Annotated in this window: 19 protein-coding genes and 1 pseudogene; 6 read left to right on the top strand and 14 right to left on the bottom strand. The window is 74.9% G+C overall.

From position 1 onward, the window contains the following. The first annotated feature begins 129 nt into the window (after positions 1-129). Positions 130-975, top strand: a complete 846-nt coding sequence (locus ACN265_RS07745) for a GNAT family N-acetyltransferase (RefSeq protein ID WP_421406543.1) — start codon at positions 130-132, stop codon at positions 973-975. A gap of 190 nt (positions 976-1165) precedes the next feature. Here ACN265_RS07745 and ACN265_RS07740 read toward each other — a convergent pair whose 3' ends face one another. From ACN265_RS07740 to trpC, 5 genes are all read right to left on the bottom strand, one after another. Then, the gene (locus ACN265_RS07740; RefSeq protein ID WP_421406542.1) at positions 1166-2353 is read right to left on the bottom strand and encodes an FAD-dependent oxidoreductase; all 1188 of its coding nucleotides are present in this window, start codon (positions 2351-2353) and stop codon (positions 1166-1168) included. An 11-nt stretch (positions 2354-2364) separates the two neighbouring features. Further along, complete coding sequence (gene lgt, locus ACN265_RS07735) at positions 2365-3570, bottom strand: prolipoprotein diacylglyceryl transferase (RefSeq protein WP_421406541.1); 1206 nt, start codon at positions 3568-3570, stop codon at positions 2365-2367. Positions 3571-3771: 201 nt separating this feature from the next. Continuing rightward, positions 3772-4575, bottom strand: coding sequence for a tryptophan synthase subunit alpha (gene trpA, locus ACN265_RS07730; RefSeq protein WP_421406540.1), 804 nt, complete (start codon positions 4573-4575; stop codon positions 3772-3774). Positions 4576-4579: 4 nt separating this feature from the next. Next, the gene (gene trpB, locus ACN265_RS07725; protein ID WP_204926006.1) at positions 4580-5809 is read right to left on the bottom strand and encodes a tryptophan synthase subunit beta; all 1230 of its coding nucleotides are present in this window, start codon (positions 5807-5809) and stop codon (positions 4580-4582) included. Positions 5810-5915: 106 nt separating this feature from the next. After that, entirely contained in the window at positions 5916-6719 is an 804-nt protein-coding gene (gene trpC / locus ACN265_RS07720; protein ID WP_176738808.1) for an indole-3-glycerol phosphate synthase TrpC, read from the bottom strand. Between the two features lie 478 nt (positions 6720-7197). Here trpC and ACN265_RS07715 point away from each other — a divergent pair, with 478 nt between their 5' ends. Beyond that, complete coding sequence (locus ACN265_RS07715; RefSeq protein ID WP_357931221.1) at positions 7198-7473, top strand: hypothetical protein; 276 nt, start codon at positions 7198-7200, stop codon at positions 7471-7473. Here the strand turns inward: ACN265_RS07715 and ACN265_RS07710 are convergent. The 6 genes and pseudogenes from ACN265_RS07710 to ACN265_RS07685 all read right to left on the bottom strand — a co-directional run bounded on the left by ACN265_RS07710 (position 7466) and on the right by ACN265_RS07685 (position 12555). Beyond that, positions 7466-8056, bottom strand: coding sequence for a Trp biosynthesis-associated membrane protein (locus tag ACN265_RS07710; protein ID WP_420116844.1), 591 nt, complete (start codon positions 8054-8056; stop codon positions 7466-7468). The two genes, ACN265_RS07715 and ACN265_RS07710, sit on opposite strands and share 8 nt — an antisense overlap. Beyond that, the gene (locus tag ACN265_RS07705; RefSeq protein WP_421406539.1) at positions 8053-9606 is read right to left on the bottom strand and encodes an anthranilate synthase component I; all 1554 of its coding nucleotides are present in this window, start codon (positions 9604-9606) and stop codon (positions 8053-8055) included. Before ACN265_RS07705 ends, ACN265_RS07710 begins: the two co-directional genes overlap by 4 nt. Continuing rightward, complete coding sequence (gene hisI, locus ACN265_RS07700; RefSeq protein ID WP_372444609.1) at positions 9606-10052, bottom strand: phosphoribosyl-AMP cyclohydrolase; 447 nt, start codon at positions 10050-10052, stop codon at positions 9606-9608. The genes ACN265_RS07705 and hisI overlap by 1 nt, the downstream gene beginning before the upstream one ends. 126 nt (positions 10053-10178) lie before the next feature. After that, positions 10179-10502 (bottom strand): annotated as a pseudogene (locus ACN265_RS07695) (phosphoribosyl-AMP cyclohydrolase); the annotation flags it as partial. A gap of 683 nt (positions 10503-11185) precedes the next feature. Beyond that, positions 11186-12172 carry an aldo/keto reductase gene (locus tag ACN265_RS07690; RefSeq protein ID WP_421406537.1) on the bottom strand — a complete coding sequence of 329 codons (987 nt, stop codon included), beginning with the start codon at positions 12170-12172 and terminating at the stop codon, positions 11186-11188. After that, positions 12169-12555 carry a MerR family transcriptional regulator gene (locus ACN265_RS07685; protein WP_204926001.1) on the bottom strand — a complete coding sequence of 129 codons (387 nt, stop codon included), beginning with the start codon at positions 12553-12555 and terminating at the stop codon, positions 12169-12171. The genes ACN265_RS07690 and ACN265_RS07685 overlap by 4 nt, the downstream gene beginning before the upstream one ends. Before the next feature lie 106 nt (positions 12556-12661). On the opposite strand from ACN265_RS07685, the gene ACN265_RS07680 reads away from it, so the two are divergent. Genes ACN265_RS07680 through ACN265_RS07670 form a run of 3 tightly spaced genes read left to right on the top strand, consistent with a single transcriptional unit; the run spans position 12662 to position 14822 of the window. Then, positions 12662-13402, top strand: coding sequence for an ABC transporter ATP-binding protein (locus ACN265_RS07680; RefSeq protein ID WP_421406534.1), 741 nt, complete (start codon positions 12662-12664; stop codon positions 13400-13402). After that, entirely contained in the window at positions 13399-14154 is a 756-nt protein-coding gene (locus tag ACN265_RS07675) for an ABC transporter permease (RefSeq protein WP_420117530.1), read from the top strand. The genes ACN265_RS07680 and ACN265_RS07675 overlap by 4 nt, the downstream gene beginning before the upstream one ends. A gap of 5 nt (positions 14155-14159) precedes the next feature. Continuing rightward, positions 14160-14822: a TetR family transcriptional regulator gene (locus tag ACN265_RS07670; protein ID WP_421406532.1), complete on the top strand. Its 663-nt coding sequence runs from the start codon at positions 14160-14162 to the stop codon at positions 14820-14822. Positions 14823-14975: 153 nt separating this feature from the next. On the opposite strand, the gene ACN265_RS07665 is transcribed toward ACN265_RS07670, so the two are convergent. From ACN265_RS07665 to ACN265_RS07655, 3 genes are all read right to left on the bottom strand, one after another. After that, on the bottom strand, positions 14976-15749 hold the full coding sequence (locus ACN265_RS07665; protein WP_421406529.1) for a DUF2470 domain-containing protein: 774 nt from the start codon (positions 15747-15749) through the stop codon (positions 14976-14978). A 101-nt stretch (positions 15750-15850) separates the two neighbouring features. Further along, entirely contained in the window at positions 15851-17641 is a 1791-nt protein-coding gene (locus ACN265_RS07660; protein WP_421411416.1) for an ABC transporter ATP-binding protein, read from the bottom strand. A 230-nt stretch (positions 17642-17871) separates the two neighbouring features. Further along, a complete protein-coding gene (locus tag ACN265_RS07655; RefSeq protein WP_421406528.1) occupies positions 17872-19743 on the bottom strand; it encodes an ABC transporter ATP-binding protein in 1872 nt (623 codons plus the stop codon). 158 nt (positions 19744-19901) lie between these two features. On the opposite strand from ACN265_RS07655, the gene ACN265_RS07650 reads away from it, so the two are divergent. Then, positions 19902-20531, top strand: a complete 630-nt coding sequence (locus ACN265_RS07650) for a TIGR03085 family metal-binding protein (RefSeq protein WP_421406526.1) — start codon at positions 19902-19904, stop codon at positions 20529-20531. Positions 20532-20612 lie beyond the last annotated feature (81 nt).

Below are 20612 nucleotides of genomic sequence, written 5' to 3'. Positions count from 1 at the left end.
CTCAGGTTGTTTCATGGTCGGGACGACGTCGGCCCTGGGCGGTCTGTTGAGTCTACGTTAGGGCGACCCGGGCAGGGCCAGTGCGGATTGATCACACCTTCCAGACTCTGGGACGTGTAGTCTCGCGCGGTGGATCCTGCGCACCGCGACCTGTTCGACCGGTTGGAACGCTTCTACGACGCGGTGCCCCGGGACGCCGCCCGCGCCGAGGAACACGGTGGTCTGGTGCTGTTCGCGCGGGAAGGGGCCGGTTGGCCGTTCTATGCCCGCCCCCGCCTCGACGCCGACACGCCACCGTCGCTGGCCGACCTGCACACCGTCCGGGAACGGCAGCGTGAGCTGGGCCTGCCCGAGGCGTTCGAGTGGGTGCACGAGACCACCCCGGACCTGCTCGCCACCGCCCGGGCCGCCGGCCTGAGCGTGCTGGAGGCCCCGCTGATGGTCCTCGACCCGCAGGCCGAACCGTCCGACCCGGCGACGCTCACCGACGTACCGGTGCGGGTGCTGGACCCGGACGCGCCCGGCTTCGCGCTCGACGTGGCGGCCCGGCGCGCGGTCGCCGCGGTCGGGTTCTCCGCCGCCGGCACCGTCCCCGGCGACGCCGGCCCGGCCGAACGGGACGCCGCGATGACCGAACTGGACGTGGCCGCGCTGGACGAGGAGCGGGCCGCGATCGCCGCCGGCCGGCGACTGTCGGCGGTCGCCGGGACGCCGGACGACGGCGCGCTGGCCAGCGGGATGGCGATGCGGGTCGACGACGTCGCCGAGATCGCCGGGGTGGCCACCCTGCCGGCCGCCCGCCGCCGGGGGCTCGCCGCCGCGGTCACCGCCACCCTGGCCCGCACCCTGCGGGCCGCCGGCACCGACCTGGTCTTCCTCTCCGCCGGCAGCGAGGACGTCGCCCGGATCTACCTGCGCGTCGGCTTCCGCCGTATCGGCACCGCCTGCATAGCCGAACCCACCGCCCTCATCTGACCCCCACCCCCGCACTGCCCCCACCCCGCGCTGCCCCCGGTGATCAAGAGGTTTGCGGGTTGATCAAGAGGTTTGCGTCACCTCGGGCGCTCACCGTGACGCAAACCTCTTGATCACCGCCCGAAGGGGGCCGCCGTCCGAAGGGCGACCACCGCCCGAAGGGGTCGGGGCGGGCGCGGGAGGCAGCGGTTCAGGGGGTGGGGGGACGCCAGGTGGCGGCGGTGGCGGCGGCGCCGGAGAGCAGGCGGGGGGTGATCGTGCCGAGGGCCGCGTCACGGGCGCGCAGGGCCAGCCGACCCCGGGTCTGGAGCACCGCCGACATCCGCCGGGTCTGCCGGACCACGGTGGCCGCGCGGGGACGCCGCACCCGGTCGTACGCCAGCACGGCGTCGGGGAGCCGGGACTCGCGCAGCAACGACGACAGGGTGGCCGCGTCCTCGAACGCCAGGCAGGCGCCCTGCCCCAGGTGCGGCGGCATGGCGTGGGCGGCGTCGCCGAGCAGCACCACCCCGCCCGGCCCGGCCGGGAAGCCGTACGCGCGGGGCAGCGGGCGCAGCTCCCGGATCTCCTGCTGCACCAGGTCGGCGGGTTCGGTGGCGGCCAGCAGCTCACCGATCGGCGCGGGCCAGCCGGCGTACCAGCGTTGCAGCAGGGCGAGCTGGGTCTGCGGTGGCTCCGGCCGGGGCGCACCGGCGGCGGTGGCCACCCAGTAGACGCCACCCCGGCGGGACGCCCCGGAGGAGCCGCGTTCCCCCAGCGAGGCGGCCACGAACCGGTAGCCGGCGCCCAGCACCTCACCCCCGACCGGCTGGTCGGCCGGCACGGGTGCCCGGTACCAGGGGATCACCGCCCGCCAGGAGGCACAGCCGGAGCTGACCACGGCGGCCTCGGGGGCGAGCTGGCGGCGCAGCACGCTGTCCGTGCCGTCGGCGGCGACCACCAGGTCCGCCTCGACGAACTGGCCGTTGCATCCCACCCCGGGCCGCTCGGCGGCATCGGCCCGGACGTGGTCCACGGCGACCCCGGTACGCAGTTCGACCCGGTCACCGAGGCCGGCGATCAGCGCGTCGTGCAGGTCCTCCCGGTGCACCACCACCGGCATCCGGTCGGCCGGGGTGGGCCGGGGCTGCACCAGCCAGTGGCCGTCGGGGCGGCGGATACCGCCGTCGGGCAGCGGGGTCGCGATGGCGTCCAGGCCGGCACCGACGCCGAGCACCTGCAACGCGCGTACCCCGTTGGGCCACAGCACCACGGCGGTGGGTTCGGGGCGCACCCGGTCGGCCCGTTCCAGCAGGGTGACCCGCCATCCGGAGCGGGCGAGCGCGCCGGCCACCGCCAGACCGCCGAGGCCCGCGCCGACCACCACCGCGCTGCGCACGCCGCGCCCGCTCAGCTGTCCCGGTCGGTGGACCGGCCACCGGCACCGGCGGACCGGTCGGCTCCGGCGGGCCCGTCGCCGCTGTCGGCCCCGGAAGGCCGGTCGTCGGCGTCGGCGTCGGTGGGCCGGTCGTCGGTGTCAGGGTCACCGTCCCGCGGCCCGGCTGACCGGTCGTCGGCTGCCGGATCGCCCGGCGCTTCGGGCAGCTCCCCGCGTTCCCGGTACGCGGTGAACTGTTCCTCGTCGACCACCCGGTACCCCGCCGGCGGAGCCGTCGGGGACCCCTTCCCGGTGGCGGAGAGGTCGACCTGGGAGACGTCGCCACCGTCACCGGCGGGTCCGGAGGCGGGGGTGGGGAGCGGGATCAGGTACTCGCGGGGCCCCCGTACCCGCAGGAAGTAGATCAACGCGCCGACGAAGACCAACCCGGCGGTCCACACGTTGAGCCGCAGGCCGAGGATGCGGTTCGCCTCGTCGGTGCGCATCAGCTCGATCCAGAACCGGCCGGCGGTGTAACCCATCACGTAGAGCGCGAAGGCCCGGCCGCGTCCCAGCTTGAACCGCCGGTCCAGGGCGAACACCAGGCCGGCGACACCGAGGTTCCACAGCGCCTCGTAGGCGAACGTCGGATGGTAGAGGCCGGGTTCCAGGATGGGCTGGTTGGCGTCGTCGCGCAGCGCGTGCCCGGGGTTGTCCGGGTCCATCCGGTGGATCTCCAGGCCCCACGGCAGGGTGGTCCGCCCGCCGTACAGCTCGTTGTTGAACCAGTTGCCGAGCCGACCCACCGCCTGGGCCAGCGGCAGGCCCGGGGCCAGCGCGTCGGCCACCACCGTCAGCGGGATGCCGAGCTGCCGGGCGGCGATCCAGGCGCCGACCGCGCCACCGGCCACCGCCCCCCAGATGCCGAGACCGCCCTCCCAGATGGCGAACGCCTTCCACGGGTCACCGCCGGTGCCGAAGTACTTCTCGGGTGAGGTGACGACGTGGTAGATCCGGGCGCCGATGATGCCGGTCGGGACCGCCCACACCGCGATGTCGAGCACCGCGCCGGGGGCGACGCCCCGCTGGCGCAGCCGGTGCTCGGTCACCAGGCAGGCGACCACGATGCCGGCGACGATGCAGAGGGCGTACGCCCGCAGCGGGACCGGCCCGAGCTGCCAGACGGCGGTGGTCGGGCTGGGCAGCGCCGCCAGGGGCGTCATCGAGACGAGGGTCACGGGTGCACAGGCTACCGCTGCGGACGCCCGCCGTGGCACCCCGGTCCGGTCAGAGCCCCGGCCCGACCGGCCGCGCGGCGGTCCGGCCCGGTGATCCGCGCGCGTCGGCCCGGCCCGTGGCACGGCGGTGCGCCGTCGTCGGGAGACCGGTCGGGCCACCGGCGCGCCCGTGCGATCGCCCCCGGACCGGGGCCGGGCGGGTCAGCGGGCCGGGTTGCGGACGCCCTCGGCGAGTTCGGCGGAGAGGGCACGCAGGGCGGCCAGCCCCGCGTCGAGGTCCGGCGCGTCCAGCAGCCGGCGGATCAGCGCGCTGCCCACGATCACCCCGTCGGCGTACCCGGCGACGGTGGCCGCCTGCGCGCCGGTGCCGACGCCGAGCCCCACCCCGACGGGCAGCTCGCTGGCCTCCCGCACCCGGGAGACCAGCACCGGTGCGGCGTCGGAGGTCTGCGACCGGGCCCCGGTGACCCCCATGATGGCGGTGGCGTAGACGAAGCCCCGGCAGTGCTCGACGGTCATCCGCAGCCGCGCGTCGGTCGACGACGGGGAGACCAGGAACGTCCGGTCCAGGCCGTACGCGTCCGAGGCGGCCAGCCACTCGCCGGCCTCCTCGGGGATCAGGTCCGGGGTGATCAGGCCGGTGCCCCCGGCGGCGGCCAGGTCACGGGCGAACGCGTCCACCCCGTACTGCTCGATCGGGTTCCAGTAGGTCATGGTGACCACCGGGGCGCCGGTGGCCGCGACCGCCTCGATGATGCGCAGCGTGTCGGCGGTGCGGACGCCACCGGCCAGGGCGATGTCGCTGGCCTTCTGGATCACCGGGCCGTCCATCACCGGGTCGGAGTAGGGGATCTCCACCTCGATGACGTCCACCCCGGCCTCGACCATCGCGGTCATCGCGGCGATGCTGCCCTCGACGGTGGGGAACCCGGCCGGCATGCAGCCGACCAGGACGGCCCGCCCGTCGGCGCGGGCCTTGTCGAAGGCCACCCCGATCCGGCTCACGGTCTCACTGCTCCTTGTCGAGGATGCCGAAGTATTCACCGGCGGTGTGCACGTCCTTGTCGCCCCGGCCGGAGAGGTTGACCACGAGGACCGGCTCCCGGCCCAGTTCGGCGGCGAGCTGCGGGGCGATCTGCACCGCGCCGGCCAGGGCGTGCGCGCTCTCGATCGCCGGGATGATCCCCTCGGTACGGCAGAGCAGCTCGAACGCGGCCATCGCCTCGGCGTCGGTCACCGGCTGGTAGCGGGCCCGGCCGGTGTCGTGCAGCCAGGCGTGCTCCGGGCCGACCCCGGGGTAGTCCAGGCCGGCGGAGATGGAGTGCGACTCGATGGTCTGGCCGTCGGCGTTCTGCAGCACGTAGGTGCGGGTGCCGTGCAGCACCCCGGAGGTGCCGCCGGTGATGCTGGCCGCGTGCCGGCCGGTCTCCACGCCCTCGCCGCCGGCCTCGAAGCCGTACAGCCGCACCTCGGTGTCGGGGACGAACGCGTGGAAGATGCCCAGCGCGTTGGAGCCGCCGCCGACGCAGGCCAGCACCGCGTCGGGCAGCGCGCCGGTCAGGTCGAGGCACTGCCGGCGGGCCTCGTCGCCGATGCCGCGCACGAAGTCCCGGACCAGCTCCGGGAACGGGTGCGGCCCGGCGGCGGTGCCGATCAGGTAGTGGGTGTCGTCGACGTTGGCGACCCAGTCCCGCATCGCCTCGTTCATCGCGTCCTTGAGGGTGCGCGAGCCGGTGGTCACCGGGATCACGGTGGCCCCCAGCATCCGCATCCGGGCCACGTTGAGCGCCTGCCGCTCGGTGTCCACCTCGCCCATGTAGACCACGCACTCGAGGTCGAACAGGGCGGCTGCGGTGGCGGTGGCCACCCCATGCTGGCCGGCGCCGGTCTCGGCGATCACCCGGCGCTTGCCCATCCGCCGGGTGAGCAGCGCCTGGCCCAGCACGTTGCGCACCTTGTGCGCGCCGGTGTGGTTGAGGTCCTCCCGCTTGAGCAGCACCCGGGCGCCGACCTTGGCGGAGAACCGCTCGGCGGGGTAGAGCAGCGAGGGGGTGCCGGCGTAGTCGCGCAGCAGGGCGTCGAACTCGGCGCGGAACTCCTCGTCGGTCATCGCCTTGCGGTACGCGGCGTCCAGCTCGTCGAGCGCCGCGACCAGCGCCTCGGGGACGAACCGGCCACCGAAACGGCCGAAGTGACCGGCGGAGTCGGGGAACCGCTCGACCGCCTCGTCGGCGCTCATGCCGCCGCTCCCCGGCCGGTCGAGCGCCGACGCACCGTCGCGTCGCCGGTGACGAATCGCTCGCTCATCGCGATGTCCTCTCGCTGCGCGGATCTGCCCGTCGGGGTCAGCGCGCCGGGCGGGGCGTGGCCGGGTGGTTCCCGGCGTTGACCAGCTCGGCGACCGCCTCGCGGGGGCTCTTCTGGGTGACCAGCCCCTCGCCCACCAGGACGGCGTCGGCGCCGGCCGAGGCGTACCGGATCAGGTCGTGCGGGCCCCGCACCCCCGACTCGGCGATCTTGACGACGCTGCTGGGCAGGCCGGGGGCGATCCGCTCGAACACCGACCGGTCGACCTCCAGGGTACGCAGGTCACGGGCGTTGACCCCGATCACCTGCGCGCCGGCCTCCAGGGCCCGGTCGGCCTCCTCCTCGGTGTGCACCTCGACCAGCGCGCACATGCCCAGCGACTCGATCCGCTCCAGCAGCCCGACCAGGGCGTTCTGCTCCAGCGCGGCGACGATCAGCAGCACCAGGTCGGCACCGTGCGCGCGCGCCTCGTGCACCTGGTAGCTGGAGACCACGAAGTCCTTGCGCAGGACCGGCACCTGCACGGCGGCCCGCACGGCCGCCAGGTCGTCGAGGGAACCGCCGAACCAGCGCCCCTCGGTCAGCACACTGATCGCCCGGGCGCCGCCGGAGGCGTACTCGCCGGCCAGCTCGGCCGGGTCGGCGATCTCGGCCAGCCGTCCCCGGCTCGGCGAGGAACGCTTCACCTCGGCGATCACGGCCACGCCCGGCTTGCGCAGGGCCGCGTACGCGTCCAGCGGTGGCGGCGCGGCGGCGGCCAGTTCGCGCAGCCGCTCCAGCGGAAGCTGCTCCTGCCGCCGGGCCACGTCCTCGCGGACGCCGGCCAGGATCTCGTCGAGCACGCTTGCGGACGCCGCCGAACCGGCCCCGTCCCCCTCTGCGTGCGCATGCTCAGCAGTCACCAACGGACTCCCCTCTCCGGGTGTCATGGGCCGATGCTAGGGGGCGCCACCTGGCGACAGACGCCGGGGGTATGGCGCTCCTCACGAGATGGGCTGTGGCATGATGCCGGACCTCCGGTGAACGGAATGTCACGCAGCGCCACCAGGCCCGTCGGTGGGTGTCATCGACACCCGTCGTCCGGGCCGCCCCGGACCATCGATCGATGCCCATACGCTATGAGATCACGTCCGGGCCCGGCGCGCAGCTCGACCGGTCCGGCCCGACGGCTGTGACCAAGCTCAAGGAGGGCCCCGCAACGCAGGTGGGGGCCGTTGACCGGGCCGTCACCCGGGCGAAACGTGAGCCCGGCAGCATCGGTGTCGGGCAGACTCGACGATGCGCCTGCCCACCATCGGATCTCATCGTGCGGGGTGACCTATGAGCACTGCGGGGCCGAACGCCGGCATCGGACTCACCACCATCTCCCGGACCGTCGCCGCGCTGGCCGTCGAGGTGGTGCACACCGTCGAACGCGTCGTGGTGGGCGAGGGCCGGGTGCGTACCGCGCGGGGCAACGCCTGGGAGGCGGTCTGCGCCGACCGGGCCCGCGCCGACCAGCGCGCCGCCCTGGACCGCCTGGTCGCCGAGCTGGCCGCGAGCCGGGCCGCGACCCGGGACCGGCAGGCCGCCCGCGCGCCGCAGCCGGTCAGCTGACCGTCGGGTCCTCACCCCGGTCGAGCGCGTCCCACGCCTCCCGGTTGCCGCCCTCGGCGATCGACCGGCCACCCGACCGGGCCGGCCCTTCGGCGCGGACCGTCCGCTCGTAACGCGCGCCCATCGCCGGCCAGGCCGCGCCGCGCCGCGCGGTGAGCAGCCCTCCGCCGGCCGCCACCAGCCCGCCGAGCAGGCAGAGCGCCGGCCACTGCCGGTGCACCTCGACGCCGCCGGTGGCGACCAGCCCGTAACCGCCACCGGCCGCCACCGCCAGGCCGAGCAGGGCGACCAGGCCACCCAGCAGCCGTCGCACCCGCCCCCGGGTGGCCAGCACCGCGCCGCCGCCGGCCAACGCGACGAGCGCCAACGCCGACAGCCACGGCAGCAGGTCCGCCCCGGAACGCTCCTGCCGGCTCGGCGGCAGCGTCCCCCGGGCGAGCACCTCCACCGACCAGGTCCGGGTCGCCGCCCAGGCCGCCAGGCCCGCGCCGGCCAGGCAGAGCAGCACCGCGTACGTCAGCTCGCGCCGGCCGGTCGACGGGCCGTCGGCCGTCGTCGTCGCGGTGGCCCCGGTGCCGTTCACCGCGCCGGTCGCAGGGTCTCGGCGGCGGCGATGGCGGCCAGCACGGCGGCGGCCTTGTTCCGGGTCTCCTGGTCCTCGGCGGCCGGATCGGAATCGGCCACCACCCCCGCCCCGGCCTGCACGTACGCCCGGCCGTCGCGGATCAGCGCGGTCCGGATCGCGATCGCCATGTCGAGGTCGCCACCGAACCCGAAGTAGCCCACGGTGCCGCCGTAGAGGCCCCGGCGCACCGGCTCCAACCCTTCGATGATCTCCATGGCCCGCACCTTCGGCGCCCCGGACAGGGTGCCGGCGGGGAAGGTGGCGGCCAACGCGTCGAACGCCGTCCGGTCCTCGCGCAGGGTGCCCACCACCGTCGAGACGATGTGCATCACGTGGCTGTACCGCTCGATGGTGGCGAACTCCGGCACCTGCACGGTGCCCGGCCGGCACACCCGACCCAGGTCGTTGCGGCCCAGGTCGACCAGCATCACGTGCTCGGCGCGTTCCTTCGGGTCGGCCAGCAGCTCGGTGGCGAGCCGGGCGTCGGCCACCGGGGTGGCCCCGCGCGGCCGGGTCCCGGCGATCGGGTGCAGCATCGCCCGGCGCTGCCCGTCGGTGTCGGCGTTGACCTTGAGGTGCGCCTCCGGGGACGAGCCGACGATGTCGAACCCGTCGAAGCGCAGCAGGTACATGTACGGGCTCGGGTTGGTGGTCCGCAGCACCCGGTAGACGTCCAGCGGGTCGGCGTCGGTGGCCCGTTCGAAGCGCTGGGCCAGCACGATCTGGAAGCACTCGCCGGCCCGGATCGCCTCCTTCGCCGCCTCGACCGCCTTCGGGTACCCGCCGTCCGGGGTCCGGCTGACCACGTCACCGGACGGCGGCCGGCCCACCGTCGAGATCATGGGCGGAATCGGTCGGGACAGCGCGGTGGTCATCGCGTCGAGCCGTCCCACCGCGTGGTGGTAGGCGGCGGTGACCCGCTCGGCCCGGTCCGGGTCATCCAGCGGCGGCAGCACCGCGTTGGCGACCAGGATCGCCGACCCGTCGTAGTGGTCCAGCACCACCAGGTCGGTGGCGAGCATCATGCCCAGCTCCGGCAGGCCGAGGTCGTCCCCGGTCAGCTCGGGCAGCCGCTCGAACCGGCGGATCAGGTCGTACCCCAGGTAGCCCACCATGCCGCCGGTCAGCGGCGGCAGACCGGCGGCCGGGTCCGGGGTCCCACCGGCGAGCGCCGCGACGGTCTCCCGCAGCACGTGCACCGGGTCGCCGGAGACCGGCACGCCGGGCGGCGGGGTGCCGGTCCACTGCGCGACGCCGTCCCGTTCGACCAGGGTGGCGCTGCTGCGCACCCCGATGAACGAGTAGCGCGACCAGGCCATGCCGGCCGAGCCGACGCCCTGCTCGGCGGACTCCAGCAGGAAGGTGCCCGGCCCGCCGGCCAGCTTGCGGTAGACCCCCACCGGGGTCTCCGCGTCGGCCAGCAGCCGACGGGTCACCGGCACCACCCGCCACCGGGCCGCCGCCTCGACGAAGCCCGCCAGGTCGGGACTGAGCGCGCCGTCGGTCATCAGGACGCTCCCCGCTCGGAGGTGACCGGGAGTTCGGTGAAGAAGCAGGTGCGCTCACCGGTGTGGCAGGCCGCGCCGACCTGGTCCACGCCGACCAGCAGCGCGTCGCCGTCGCAGTCCAGCGCCACCGAGCGGACGTACTGGTGGTGGCCGGAGGTGGCGCCCTTGACCCAGTACTCCTGCCGGCTGCGCGACCAGTAGGTGGCCCGGCCGGTGGTGAGGGTGCGGTGCAGCGCCTCGTCGTCCATCCAGGCGACCATCAGCACCTCGCCGGTGTCGTGCTGGCGCACGACCGCGGCGACCAGGCCGTCCGGGGTGCGGCGCAGCCGGGCGGCGACGGCCGGGTCGAGACGGGAGGGGCGGACCGCGCCACCGGGTCCGCCGTCGCGGGGGGAAGAGTCAGGTACGGGCACAGTTACCGATTGTCCCGCACGCGGCGCGGGCACCTGCGGGCCGTCCCCGACCGCCCGGGACAGCTGGGCGACGTACCGCTCCAGCCGGCCGTCGCACAGGGCGCGGGCGAGGTCCGGGCCGGCGGTCTCGGCGACCCGTTCCGCGTACGGGCGCACCAGCGGGAGCACCCCGCTGACCAGGCGGGCGGCGGCGAGCCCGACCTCGACGGTGCCGGCGGGGCGTACCCCCAGGCAGAGCAGCATGTCGTCGCGGTAGCCGGGCGGTGCGACCGGCAGGTCCAGGGCGGCGGCGAAGGCGGCCCTTCGGGACGCAACCCGTACCCCCGGGTTGGCCGGGCGCAGCACGGACGGGCAGAGCCGGGCCAGGTCGGCGGCGGCCAGCCGGACGCCGGGCGGGTCGTCGGCGGCCAGCGCCCCGGCCACCTTGCCGAGGGTGGCCACCAGCTCCTCCAGGCGGGGCTGGTCGGCGGGCTGGCAGAGCACCGGCAGGTCGATGCGGCGACGCCAGGTCGGGTCGGCCCAGAGCAGCCGGGTGGGGGTGGTCACCGGCAGCCCGAACGCCCAGTCGGCGGGTTCGCCGAGCCGGTCGACCCAGGTGCGGACGTCCCGGGCGGCCACCGACACGTGCACGATCCGCCCGTCGACCTCGGCGAGGTAGGCCCGGCGGGCGTCGTACGGCGTCCCGGTCGGCCACCGGCCACGCGCGGACCCGCCCGGTGGGTCGACCGGGTCGGTCGCCGCGCCGCGCCGCGTGCCACCCGCCCGGCCCGGTGGGTCGGCCGGCGCGGACCGGCCCGCCGCACGGGGCTGCCCGGGTGCGACGGGCGCGGTCGACGTGCAGCCCGGACCGGGCCCGTCCGGCGGTGTCGCCGGGGTGGGCCCGGTCGTGCTCACCAGGACGTCGAGGTCGACGTCGCTGTACGCGGTGGCGGCCCGCCGGGCGTGGCTGCCACGCAGCAGGATCCCGACCACCGGGTGCTCGGCGGACGCGCGCAGCCGGTCGGTCCAGTCGGCCAGGAAAGCGGCCTCCGGCAACGGAGCGTGATCCACCGCGCCATCGTGCCGTAGGTCCGATCGGGGCGCAATGCCCGAAGGCGGACTTCCTGTCCGGTCCGAAGGCTAGCGCCCGGTCCGAAGCCAAGTGTCCGAAGATGTCGATCGATCGGCTAGTGCCCGACCGTCCGCATCCCGGCCGCCGGATACCGTTCGCCGGCCACCGCGTCGACGGGGACCGCCTCCCGCAGCCGGGCCTGCTGCTCGGCGGTGAGCCGCAGGTCGGCGGCGGCGGCGTTCTCCTCCAGGTAGCGGACCCGCTTGGTGCCGGGGATCGGCAGCACGTCCTCGCCCTGGGCGAGCAGCCAGGCCAGGGCGGCCTGGGCCGGGGTGCAGCCGATCTCCTCGGCCACCGCCCGCACGGCGGCCACCAGCCGCAGGTTGGCGTCGAGGCTGTCCGCCGCGAAGCGGGGTGCCGCCGCCCGCCAGTCACCCTCGGTGAGCTGGTCCCGGCCGGTGATCGCCCCGGTGAGCAGCCCCCGCCCGACCGGCGAGTACGCCACCAGCGCCACCTGAAGCTCCCGGCAGGTGTCCAGCATCTCCCCCTCGACGTCCCGGGTGAACAGGGAGTACTCCATCTGGACGGCCGCGATCGGGTGCACCGCGTGGGCCGCGCGCAGTGTCGCCGGGCTGACCTCCGACAGGCCGAGCAGGCGTACCTTGCCCGCCGCGACCAGGTCGGCCATCGCCGTGACGGTCTCCTCGATCGGGGTGCCCGGGTCGCGGCGGTGCAGGTAGTACAGGTCGACGGTGTCCACGCCGAGCCGGCCGAGGGAGGCGTCGCAGGCCTCGCGGGCCCAGGCGGCGCTGCTGTCGACGTACGCCCCGGAGCCGTCGGCGTGGGGCCGGTTGCCGAACTTGGTGGCCAGGAAGACCTCGTCGCGGCGGGCCTGTACCACCGGGGCGAGCAGCCGCTCGTTGGCGCCGAAGCCGTACATGTCGGCGGTGTCGAGGTGGTTGACGCCGAGGTCGAGGGCGCGGTGCAGGGTACGCGTCGACTCGGCGTCGTCCTGCCCGCCGTAGGCGAAGCTCATGCCCATGCAGCCCAGTCCGATGGCGGAGACCTCCGGACCGTCCACCCCGATCCGTCGACGGATCATCGTCCCTCCTCCGTGCAGCCGTAGGTTTCGATCTTGTAGTTGAGCACCTTGAGGTCCTCCTCCAGTTCGGCCATCCGGGTCAGTACCCGGACCCGGTGGGCCTCGAACAGCGCCCGTCGGGCGGCCCGCGTCCGGTCGCCCTGGCGGGCCAGTTCGGCGTACCGGCGCATGTCGCGCACCGGCATCCCGGTGCGGCGCAGCCGGGTGATCAGCACCAGCCAGTTCAGGTCGGCCTCGGTGTAGCGGCGGCGGCCGGCCGAGTCGCGGCCGACCGGAGCGACCAGCCCCTCCTGTTCGTACCAGCGCAGCGTGTAGGTGGTCAGGCCGACCCGGGCCGCCGCCTCGCCGACCGACAGGCCTCTCTCCCGCGTGCTGATGTCCACGTGCCCCAGGTTCTCAGTTCGAGCGCGCTCGAAGTCAACCGTTGCGCACCACCGGGTAATTCAACTAGCGTTGATTTCAACAAGCGATGAGTTTTAGGGAGGTGCGATGGACGACGCCATCGCCGTCCGCGACCTCGTCGTCGACCGGGGTCGACGACGGGTGCTGGACGGCATCGGTTGCACGGTGCCGCGCGGCACGGTCACCGGGCTGCTCGGCCCGAGCGGCAGCGGCAAGACCACCCTGATGCGGGCCGTCGTCGGGGTGCAGACGATCAGCTCCGGCACGGTCACCGTGCTCGGCCATCCGGCCGGCGCGGCCGAGCTGCGCCACCGGGTCGGCTACCTGACCCAGGCGCCCAGCGTCTACGCCGACCTGACCGTCCGGGAGAACGCCCGCTACTTCGCCACCCTCCAGGGGCGCAGCGCCGCCGACGCCGACGCGGCGGTCACCGACGTCGGCCTGTCCGCCGCCGCCGGCCAACTGGTCGGCACCCTCTCCGGCGGGCAACGCAGCCGTGCCTCGCTGGCCTGCGCGCTGGTCGGCGAGCCGGAACTGGTCGTCCTCGACGAACCCACCGTCGGGCAGGACCCGGTGCTGCGGGCCGACCTGTGGGCCCGGTTCCACGCCCTGGCCGCCGCCGGCACCACCCTGCTGGTGTCCAGCCACGTGATGGACGAGGCGGCCCGCTGCGACCGGCTGCTGCTGATCCGCCACGGCCGGCTGATCGCCGACGACACCCCCGACGCGGTCCGCGCCGCCACCGGGGTGGACGACCTGGAGGAGGCGTTCCTGCGGCTGATCCGGGCCGCCGGGACGGAGCCGACGGGCACCGGGGAGGCGGCGTGAACCCGACGATCCTGGCCGCCACCACCGGGCGCATCCTGCGTCAGCTACGGCACGACCGGCGTACGGTGGCGCTGCTGGTGGTGGTGCCGACGGTGCTGCTCACCCTGGTCTACTTCATGTACGCCGACCAGCCGGCCCCGCCCGGTGGGCCGTCCCCCTTCGACCGGGTGGCCCTGGTGATGCTGGGCTTCTTCCCGTTCATCATCATGTTCCTGGTGACGAGCATCGCGATGCTGCGGGAACGCACCAGCGGAACGCTGGAGCGGCTGCTCACCACCCCGCTGGGCAAACTCGACCTGCTGTTCGGCTACGGCATCGCGTTCGGGCTGGCCGGGGTGGTGCAGTCGACCGTCGCCGCCGCGGCGGCGTACCGGCTGCTCGGGCTGACCACCGCCGGCTCCGCCGGGCTGGTCGTGCTGATCGCCGCGGTCAACGCGGTGCTGGCCGTCGCGCTCGGGCTTTTCTGCAGCGCCTTCGCCCGCACCGAGTTCCAGGCGGTGCAGTTCATGCCGGTCGTGGTCGCCCCGCAACTGCTGCTGTGCGGGTTGTTCGTGCCCCGCGACCAGATGGCCGGCTGGCTCCAGGCGGTCAGCGACGCGCTGCCCCTGTCGTACGCGGTGGAGGCCCTCCAGGAGGTCGGCGCGCACTCCGCACCGACCGGCCTGATGTGGCGGGACGTGTCGATCGTGGCCGGCGCGGCGGTGCTGGCCCTGGTGCTGGCGGCGGCGACCCTGCGCCGGCGCAGCGGGTGAGCCCGGTGGCCCGACGCACCGGCCGCCGCCCCGGCAACCAGGACACCCGGGAGGCGATCCTCGCCGCCGCCCGGTCGGCGTTCGCCGAACGCGGCTTCGACGCGGCCCCGATCCGGCAGATCGCTACCGCCGCCGGGGTCGATCCGGCCCTGGTGCACCACTACTTCGGCAGCAAGGAGGAGCTGTTCCGGGCCACCGTCGACATCCCCGTCGACCCGGCCGCGCTGCTGCCCGCCGTGCTGGCCGGCGACCCGGACGGGATCGGCGAGCGGCTCGTCCGCACGTTCCTCGGGGTGTGGGACTCGCCGGCCGGTGGGGCGGCGGCGGCGCTGCTGCGTTCGGCGGCCAACAGCGAGTGGACGGCCCGGCTGATGCGCGAGTTCCTGACCACCCAGGTGCTGCGCCGGGTGCTCGACCAGCTCGACCTCGACCCGGCGGAACGGCCGCTGCGCGGCGCACTGGTGGCCACCCAGATGATCGGGCTGGCCATGATGCGCTACGTCATCCGCCTCGAACCGGTCGCCTCCGCCACCCCCGACACCCTGGCCGCAACCCTCGGGCCCACCATCCACCGCTACCTCACCGCCCCCCTCCCCCACCCACCCACCGCCCCACCACCCGCCGCCCCGCCGCCCGCCACTCCGCCGCCCGCCACTCCGGCTCGGTGATCAAGAGGTTTGCGTCACGCCGGTCGGCTGCCCTGACGCAAACCTCTTGATCACCGGGGCGGGGCGGGGACGCGCGGGGCCGGGGCGGGGCGGGGACGCGCGGGGCCGGGCGCGCGACAGCCCGTGGCTGGAGGGCCACGGGCTGTGGCGGGGCTAGTCGCGGTCGGTTCGGGTGTTGGCGGGGTGACGGGGGGTGCGGGGGTGCGCGGTGGAACGGGTGCAGAGCAGCGGGTGCAGCACCCGGGACAGCTCCGACAGGTCGGTCACCGGCTGCGGGAACGGCAGGCGGGCACGACGCCTGTCGCCGGGGCCGCCGAGCGCCACGACCAGTCCGTACCGGTCGAGTCGGACCACCCGGGGCTCGCCGCCGGTCAGGCCGAGCCGGCGGCACAGGTACGCCGTCACCTGCGGCCCGTGGTGGTCGGCGAGGTCGGCCAGCAGGGCGGCCTCGTCGGCGTGCAGCGGGTCCGGTTCGGCGGCGGCGTAGTCGCCCGGATCGACCCGGTGCACCGCACCGGCGGTCTCCAGCCGGGCCTCGGCCACCTCGAAGCGGTGCAGCCGGAACCGGCTCCCGACGTCGAGCAGGTCGCCGGTCGGGTCCACGGCGGCGAACTCGACGGCCGCCCGACGGGCCGGGTCGCCGGTCAGCGGCGCCGCCCAGCCGGACACCCAGGCCCGGCCGGTCGACGGCGCACCGGCGGCCGGGGGCAGGTCGAGCACGTCGAGCACCAGGGCGACCTCCCGCGCGGCGGCCGGGTCCAGCTCGGCGGCGAGGTCACTGAAGACCGGGACGAGCAGCAGCACCCGCCCCTCCGCGTCGGTGGCGTGCCGGACGTGGAACGGACCGGGGCGGTGGGCGAGGTGCACCAGGCCGGGTAACCGACCGGCCACCAGGGTACGGATCAGCTCAGCAGGGGTCGGAGCCACGGGCACCTCCGAAAAAGGTTAGCCTTACCTAACCCGCAGAGTAGAGCACCGGGGCGACCACGTCCACCGGACGGCATTCCCACCGGTGGGCAGCACGTGGATCAGCGGGTCTGCTCCAACCAGGACGCGTAGAGCAGGGCGTACACCGAGTCCGGATCACGCAGCAGTTCCTCGTGCGGACCCCGCTGGACGATCCTGCCCCGGTCCACCACCACCACCTCGTCGGCGGCCTGCGCGGTGGACAACCGGTGCGCGATGGCCAGCGTCGTACGCCCCCGGGTCACCGCGTCCAGGGTGCGTTGCAGACGTACCTCGGTGGCCGGATCGACCGCGCTTGTCGCCTCGTCCAGCACCAGCAGGTCCGGATCCGCCACGTACGCCCTGGCCAGCGCCACCAGCTGCCGCTCCCCCACGCTCAACGCCTCCCCCCGCTCCCCCACCGGGGTGGCCAGTCCGGCCGGCAGGCCGTCCAGCCAGTCGGCCAGGCCCAGCTCGGTGAAGGCCGCCGTCAACTCCGCATCGGTCAGCTCGGGACGGGCGAAGCGGACGTTCTCCCCGACCGTGGCGTCGAACAGGAACCCGTCCTGCGGCACCATCACCACCCGGGACCGCAGCGAGTCGAACCGCACGTCGTGAAGCGGCACCCCGGACAGCAGCACCCGCCCCTGCGTCGGGTCCATCAGCCGGGTGAGCAGCTTGGCGAAGGTGGTCTTGCCGCTGCCGGTCTCACCGACCACCGCCACCCGGCTCTTCGCGGCGATGTCCAGGGTGACGCCGTGCAGCACCGGCGGCCCACCCGGATAGGCGAACGTCACGTCGGCGAAGCGGATGTCCAACGGGCCGGCCGGCAGGTCCCGGCCCTGCTCCCCCGGATCGGCCACGTCCGGCGCGATGTCCAGCACGTCGAGCACCCGCCGCCAGCCGGCGATGGCGTTCTGCGCCTCGTTGAGCACCTCGGTGGCGATCTGCACCGGCTGGATGAACAGGGTGACCAGGAACAGGAACGCGGTGAGCTGGCCGACCGACAGCGTCCGGTCCACCCCCAGCGACACCCCGACCACCACCACCCCGGCCAGCGCCACCCCGGCCGCCAACTCCCCCACCGAGCTGCCCATGATGCTGATCCGGATGGCCCGCTGCTGGGCCAGCCGCTGCCCCTCGATCGCCGCGTCCAACCGCCGGGCCGTGCGCCCCGAGACGCCGTACGCCCGGATCACCGGCGCCCCCACCACGCTCTCGGCGACCGTGCCGAGCAGGACGCCCATCCGCTGCCGGACCACCCCGTAGGCCCCGGCCAACCGGCGCTGCAACAACCGGATGATCAGCACCGCCGGCGCGAAGGCGACCAGCACCACGAGCGTCAACTGCCAGGAGTACGCCAGCATCACCGCCGTGGTGACCGCGAGCTGACCCAGGTTGACGATGAGGATGACCCCGCCCCACTGGAGGAACTGGGTGATCTGGTCGACGTCGCTGGTCACCCGCGAGACCAGCGATCCGCGCCGCTCCGACTGCTGGTGCAGCATCGACAGGTCGTGCACGTGCCGGAACGCCCTCGTCCGGACGTTGGCCAGCGCGGTCTCGCTGACGGTGAACAGCCGCCGCATCATCAGGTAACCGCAGACGGTGGTGAGCACCAGCACCGCCGCCGTCGCGGTGACCACCGTGACGATCACCCCGAGATTCGGCCCGCCGGGAACGGCGATCCCCTGGTCGATGCCGCGCTGCACCGCCACCGGCACGGCCACCCGGCCGACCATGTAGACAAGCGCCAGCGCCAACGTGCCGGCCAGTCCGGTGCGCAGCTCCGGCGAGAGCGCCAACCCCCGCCGCAACGTCTGCCAGGTCCCCTCGGTCCGCTCGACCGGCTCGTCCCCGCCACCCTCGCCCACCGCCGTCGACCTTCCGCTCGCGACCACCCGACCCCGCACCGCACTCCTCACGCTCACCGGACTACCTCTCCGCTCGCGACTGCGGGGCTCCGCTGCGCTGCACTCCTCGCGCTCACCGGACTACCTCTCCGCTCGCGACTGCGGGGCTCCGCTGCGCTGCACTCCTCGCGCTCACCGAACTGCCTCTCCGCTCGCGACTGCGGGGCTCCGCTGCGCTGCACTCCTCGCGCTCACCGGTCCACCTCGATCTCCAGGCCCGTCGGCAGCGGGGCGACCTCGTCGTACGTCCGGTTCTCGGCGCGTTCCTGTTCGGCCTGCTCGTAGGCGGTGACCAGGTCGACGTAGCCGGGCACGGTGGCCAGCAGCTCGGCGTGGGTGCCCCGGGCCAGCACCCGGCCGTGCTCCAGGTAGATCACCTCGTCGGCGAGCGCGATGGTGGCCCGCCGGTACGCCACCACCAGGATCGACGCGGCGGCCGGCTGTCCGGGCGCCGGGGCGCGCAACCCGGCCAGGATGGCGGCCTCGACCCGGGGGTCGACCGCGCTGGTGGCGTCGTCGAGCACCAGCAGCCGGGGCCGGCCGGCCAGGGCGCGGGCCAGGGTGAGCCGCTGCCGCTGGCCGCCGGAGAGCGAGGTGCCCCGCTCACCGACCATGGTGTCCAGCCCGTCGGGGAGGGCGGCGACGAAACCGTCCGCCTCGGCCAGCCGCAGCGCCGCCCAGACGTCCTCGTCGTCGATGCCCGGACGGTCCAGGCTGATGTTGGCCCGGACGGTGTCGTCGAAGACGAACGGCACCTGGGCGACCAGGGCGGCGGTCGAGGCGAGCGACGCGGCGGTGAGCCGGCGCACGTCCACCCCGTCGAGGGTGACCGTGCCGGCGTCCGGGTCGACCAGCCGGACCGCCAGCGAGGCGATGGTGGACTTGCCGGCGCCGGTCGGCCCGACCAGCGCCACCGTCCGCCCGGCGGGCACGGTGAAGGCGACCTCGCTGAGCACAGACGTGCCGGGCAGGTGCGCCTCGGCGGGCTCGTAGCCGAAGTGGACGCCGTCGAAGGAGAGGGTCGCCGGGCCGGCGTCGTCGAGGGTGACCTCGCCGTAGGGCATCTCGCCGGTGGCGTCGAGCACCCGGCTGACCCGGTCCCACCCGGCCACGCTGCGCGGCAGCTCGGCGAGCACCCAGCCGATCGCCCGCACCGGGAACGCCAGCACGGTGAACAGGAAGGCGACGCTGACGAGTTCGGTGACGGTGATCGCGCCCTGCCGCAGCCGGACCGTGCCGACCACCAGCACAGCCAGGGTGCCGAGGCTGGGCAGCGTCTCCAGCAGCGGGTCGAAGACGCCGCGCAACCGGCCGACCGCGATCAGCGAGTCCCGCAGCTCCCGGGCCCGCTCGGCGAAGCGGGCGGTCTCCTGGGCCTCCCGGCCCATGGTCTTGACCACCAGCGCGCCGTCGAAGCTCTCGTGGGCGATGCCGCTGACCTCGGCCCGCAGCCGCTGGGCGCGGGCCTGGCGGGGGGCCATCCGGCGGGAGTAGACCACGTTGAGCGCGAACAGGGCGGGGAACACGGCCAGCCCGACCAGGGCGAGCGCCCAGTCGGTGACGAACAGCGAGCCGACCGCGCCGACCAGCATCACCAGCGTGCCAACCGCGAACGGCAGCGGCGCGATCGGGTACCAGGCCGCCTCGACGTCGGAGTTGGCGTTGGACAGCAACGTGCCGGTGGCGTTGCGGTGGTGCCAGGCCAGCGGCAGGTCGAGGTAGCGGCGGGTGACCCGGCGACGGTAGGCGGCCTGGAGGCGGAACTGCATGTAGCCGGCCCCGAGCCGCCGGCCGAAGATGCCGACCACCCGCAGCACGCTGATCCCGAACAGCGCCACGGCGGCCAGGGCCACCGTGCCGGTGCCGACCTCGCCGGCCTCGACCGCCGGCACCACCACGTCGCCGACGACCGCGCCGACCACGTACGCGCTGGCGATCACCAACCCGCCGAAGAGCACGCTGCCGGCCACCGCCACCGCGAAGATGCGCGGTTGTTCCCGGATCGCCCGGCCGAGGACCCACAACCCTCGGCGGATCACGTCCCGACTCGTCCCGCTCGCCACGCTCTCCCCCGCCGTAAGCCGCAATTATCTCCCTTATCCTTACCGGTCCCGGCCACCGCCGCCGCCCGGCGACGTATGTCCACCGTCACGTCCCGCCCGCGCCCGTCGCGGCGGGTCTCCGCCGCGCCGACGGCGGCCCGCCGACCTACGATCGCTGCATGCCGCGGTACGCCCGAGCGGAGCGCGAGGCGCTCGCCGACCTGATGCTGGAAGTGGGCCCGGACGCCCCCACCCTCAACGAGGGGTGGACCGCCCGGGACCTCGCCGCCCACCTGGTGGTGCGGGAGCGCCGCCCCGACGCCGCCGGCGGCATCCTGCTGCCGCCCCTGCACGGGTACGCCGAGCGGGTGCGGCTGCGGGTCGCCGCCCGCCCCTGGCCGGAACTGGTCGACCAGGTGCGCCGGCCCCCGGTGTGGAGCCCGGTCAGCAATCCGCTGACCGACGAGCTGGCCAACACGATGGAGTTCTTCATCCACCACGAGGACGTCCGGCGGGCCCGCCCGGGTTGGCACCCCCGGGACGTCCCGGCGGGGCTGGCCGCCCGGCTGTGGAAGCCGGTGTCCCTGCTGACCCGGACCCGGGCCCGACGTTTCCCGGCGCACCTGCTGGTGCAGGCCCCCGGCCACGGCGAGCTGACCGCCGGCCGGGGCAGTGACCGGGTACGGCTGGTCGGGCCCCCCGGTGAGCTGGTGCTCTTCCTGTCCGGCCGGCAGCGGGTGGCCCGGGTCCAGCTCGACGGCCCACCGGCGCTGACCGAGCGGCTGCGGACGGCCGCGCTGGGGTTGTGAGCCCCGCGTCGCCTCCGTCGGGCCGTCCGGCGGGACCACTGCGGCGGACACCCTGTGCGGCCGGTTGATCACCTGGCGCAG

The organism is Micromonospora sp. WMMD730 (genome assembly GCF_049178955.1).
In the GTDB taxonomy this organism is placed as follows: domain Bacteria; phylum Actinomycetota; class Actinomycetes; order Mycobacteriales; family Micromonosporaceae; genus Micromonospora; species Micromonospora wenchangensis.
The sequence above is the reverse complement of the archived record's forward strand: the minus strand, read 5'-3'. Positions and strand labels throughout refer to the sequence as shown.

Excerpts from the sequence above, each read along its gene's own strand:
- trpB (WP_204926006.1), bottom strand. The coding sequence starts at position 5,809 with ATGAGCGCCGACGAGGCGGTCGAGCGGTTCCCCGACTCCGCCGGTCAC.
- ACN265_RS07715 (WP_357931221.1), top strand. The coding sequence starts at position 7,198 with ATGAGCACTGCGGGGCCGAACGCCGGCATCGGACTCACCACCATCTCC.
- ACN265_RS07705 (WP_421406539.1), bottom strand. The coding sequence starts at position 9,606 with ATGACCGACGGCGCGCTCAGTCCCGACCTGGCGGGCTTCGTCGAGGCG.
- ACN265_RS07690 (WP_421406537.1), bottom strand. The coding sequence starts at position 12,172 with ATGATCCGTCGACGGATCGGGGTGGACGGTCCGGAGGTCTCCGCCATC.
- ACN265_RS07680 (WP_421406534.1), top strand. The coding sequence starts at position 12,662 with ATGGACGACGCCATCGCCGTCCGCGACCTCGTCGTCGACCGGGGTCGA.
- ACN265_RS07650 (WP_421406526.1), top strand. The coding sequence starts at position 19,902 with ATGCCGCGGTACGCCCGAGCGGAGCGCGAGGCGCTCGCCGACCTGATG.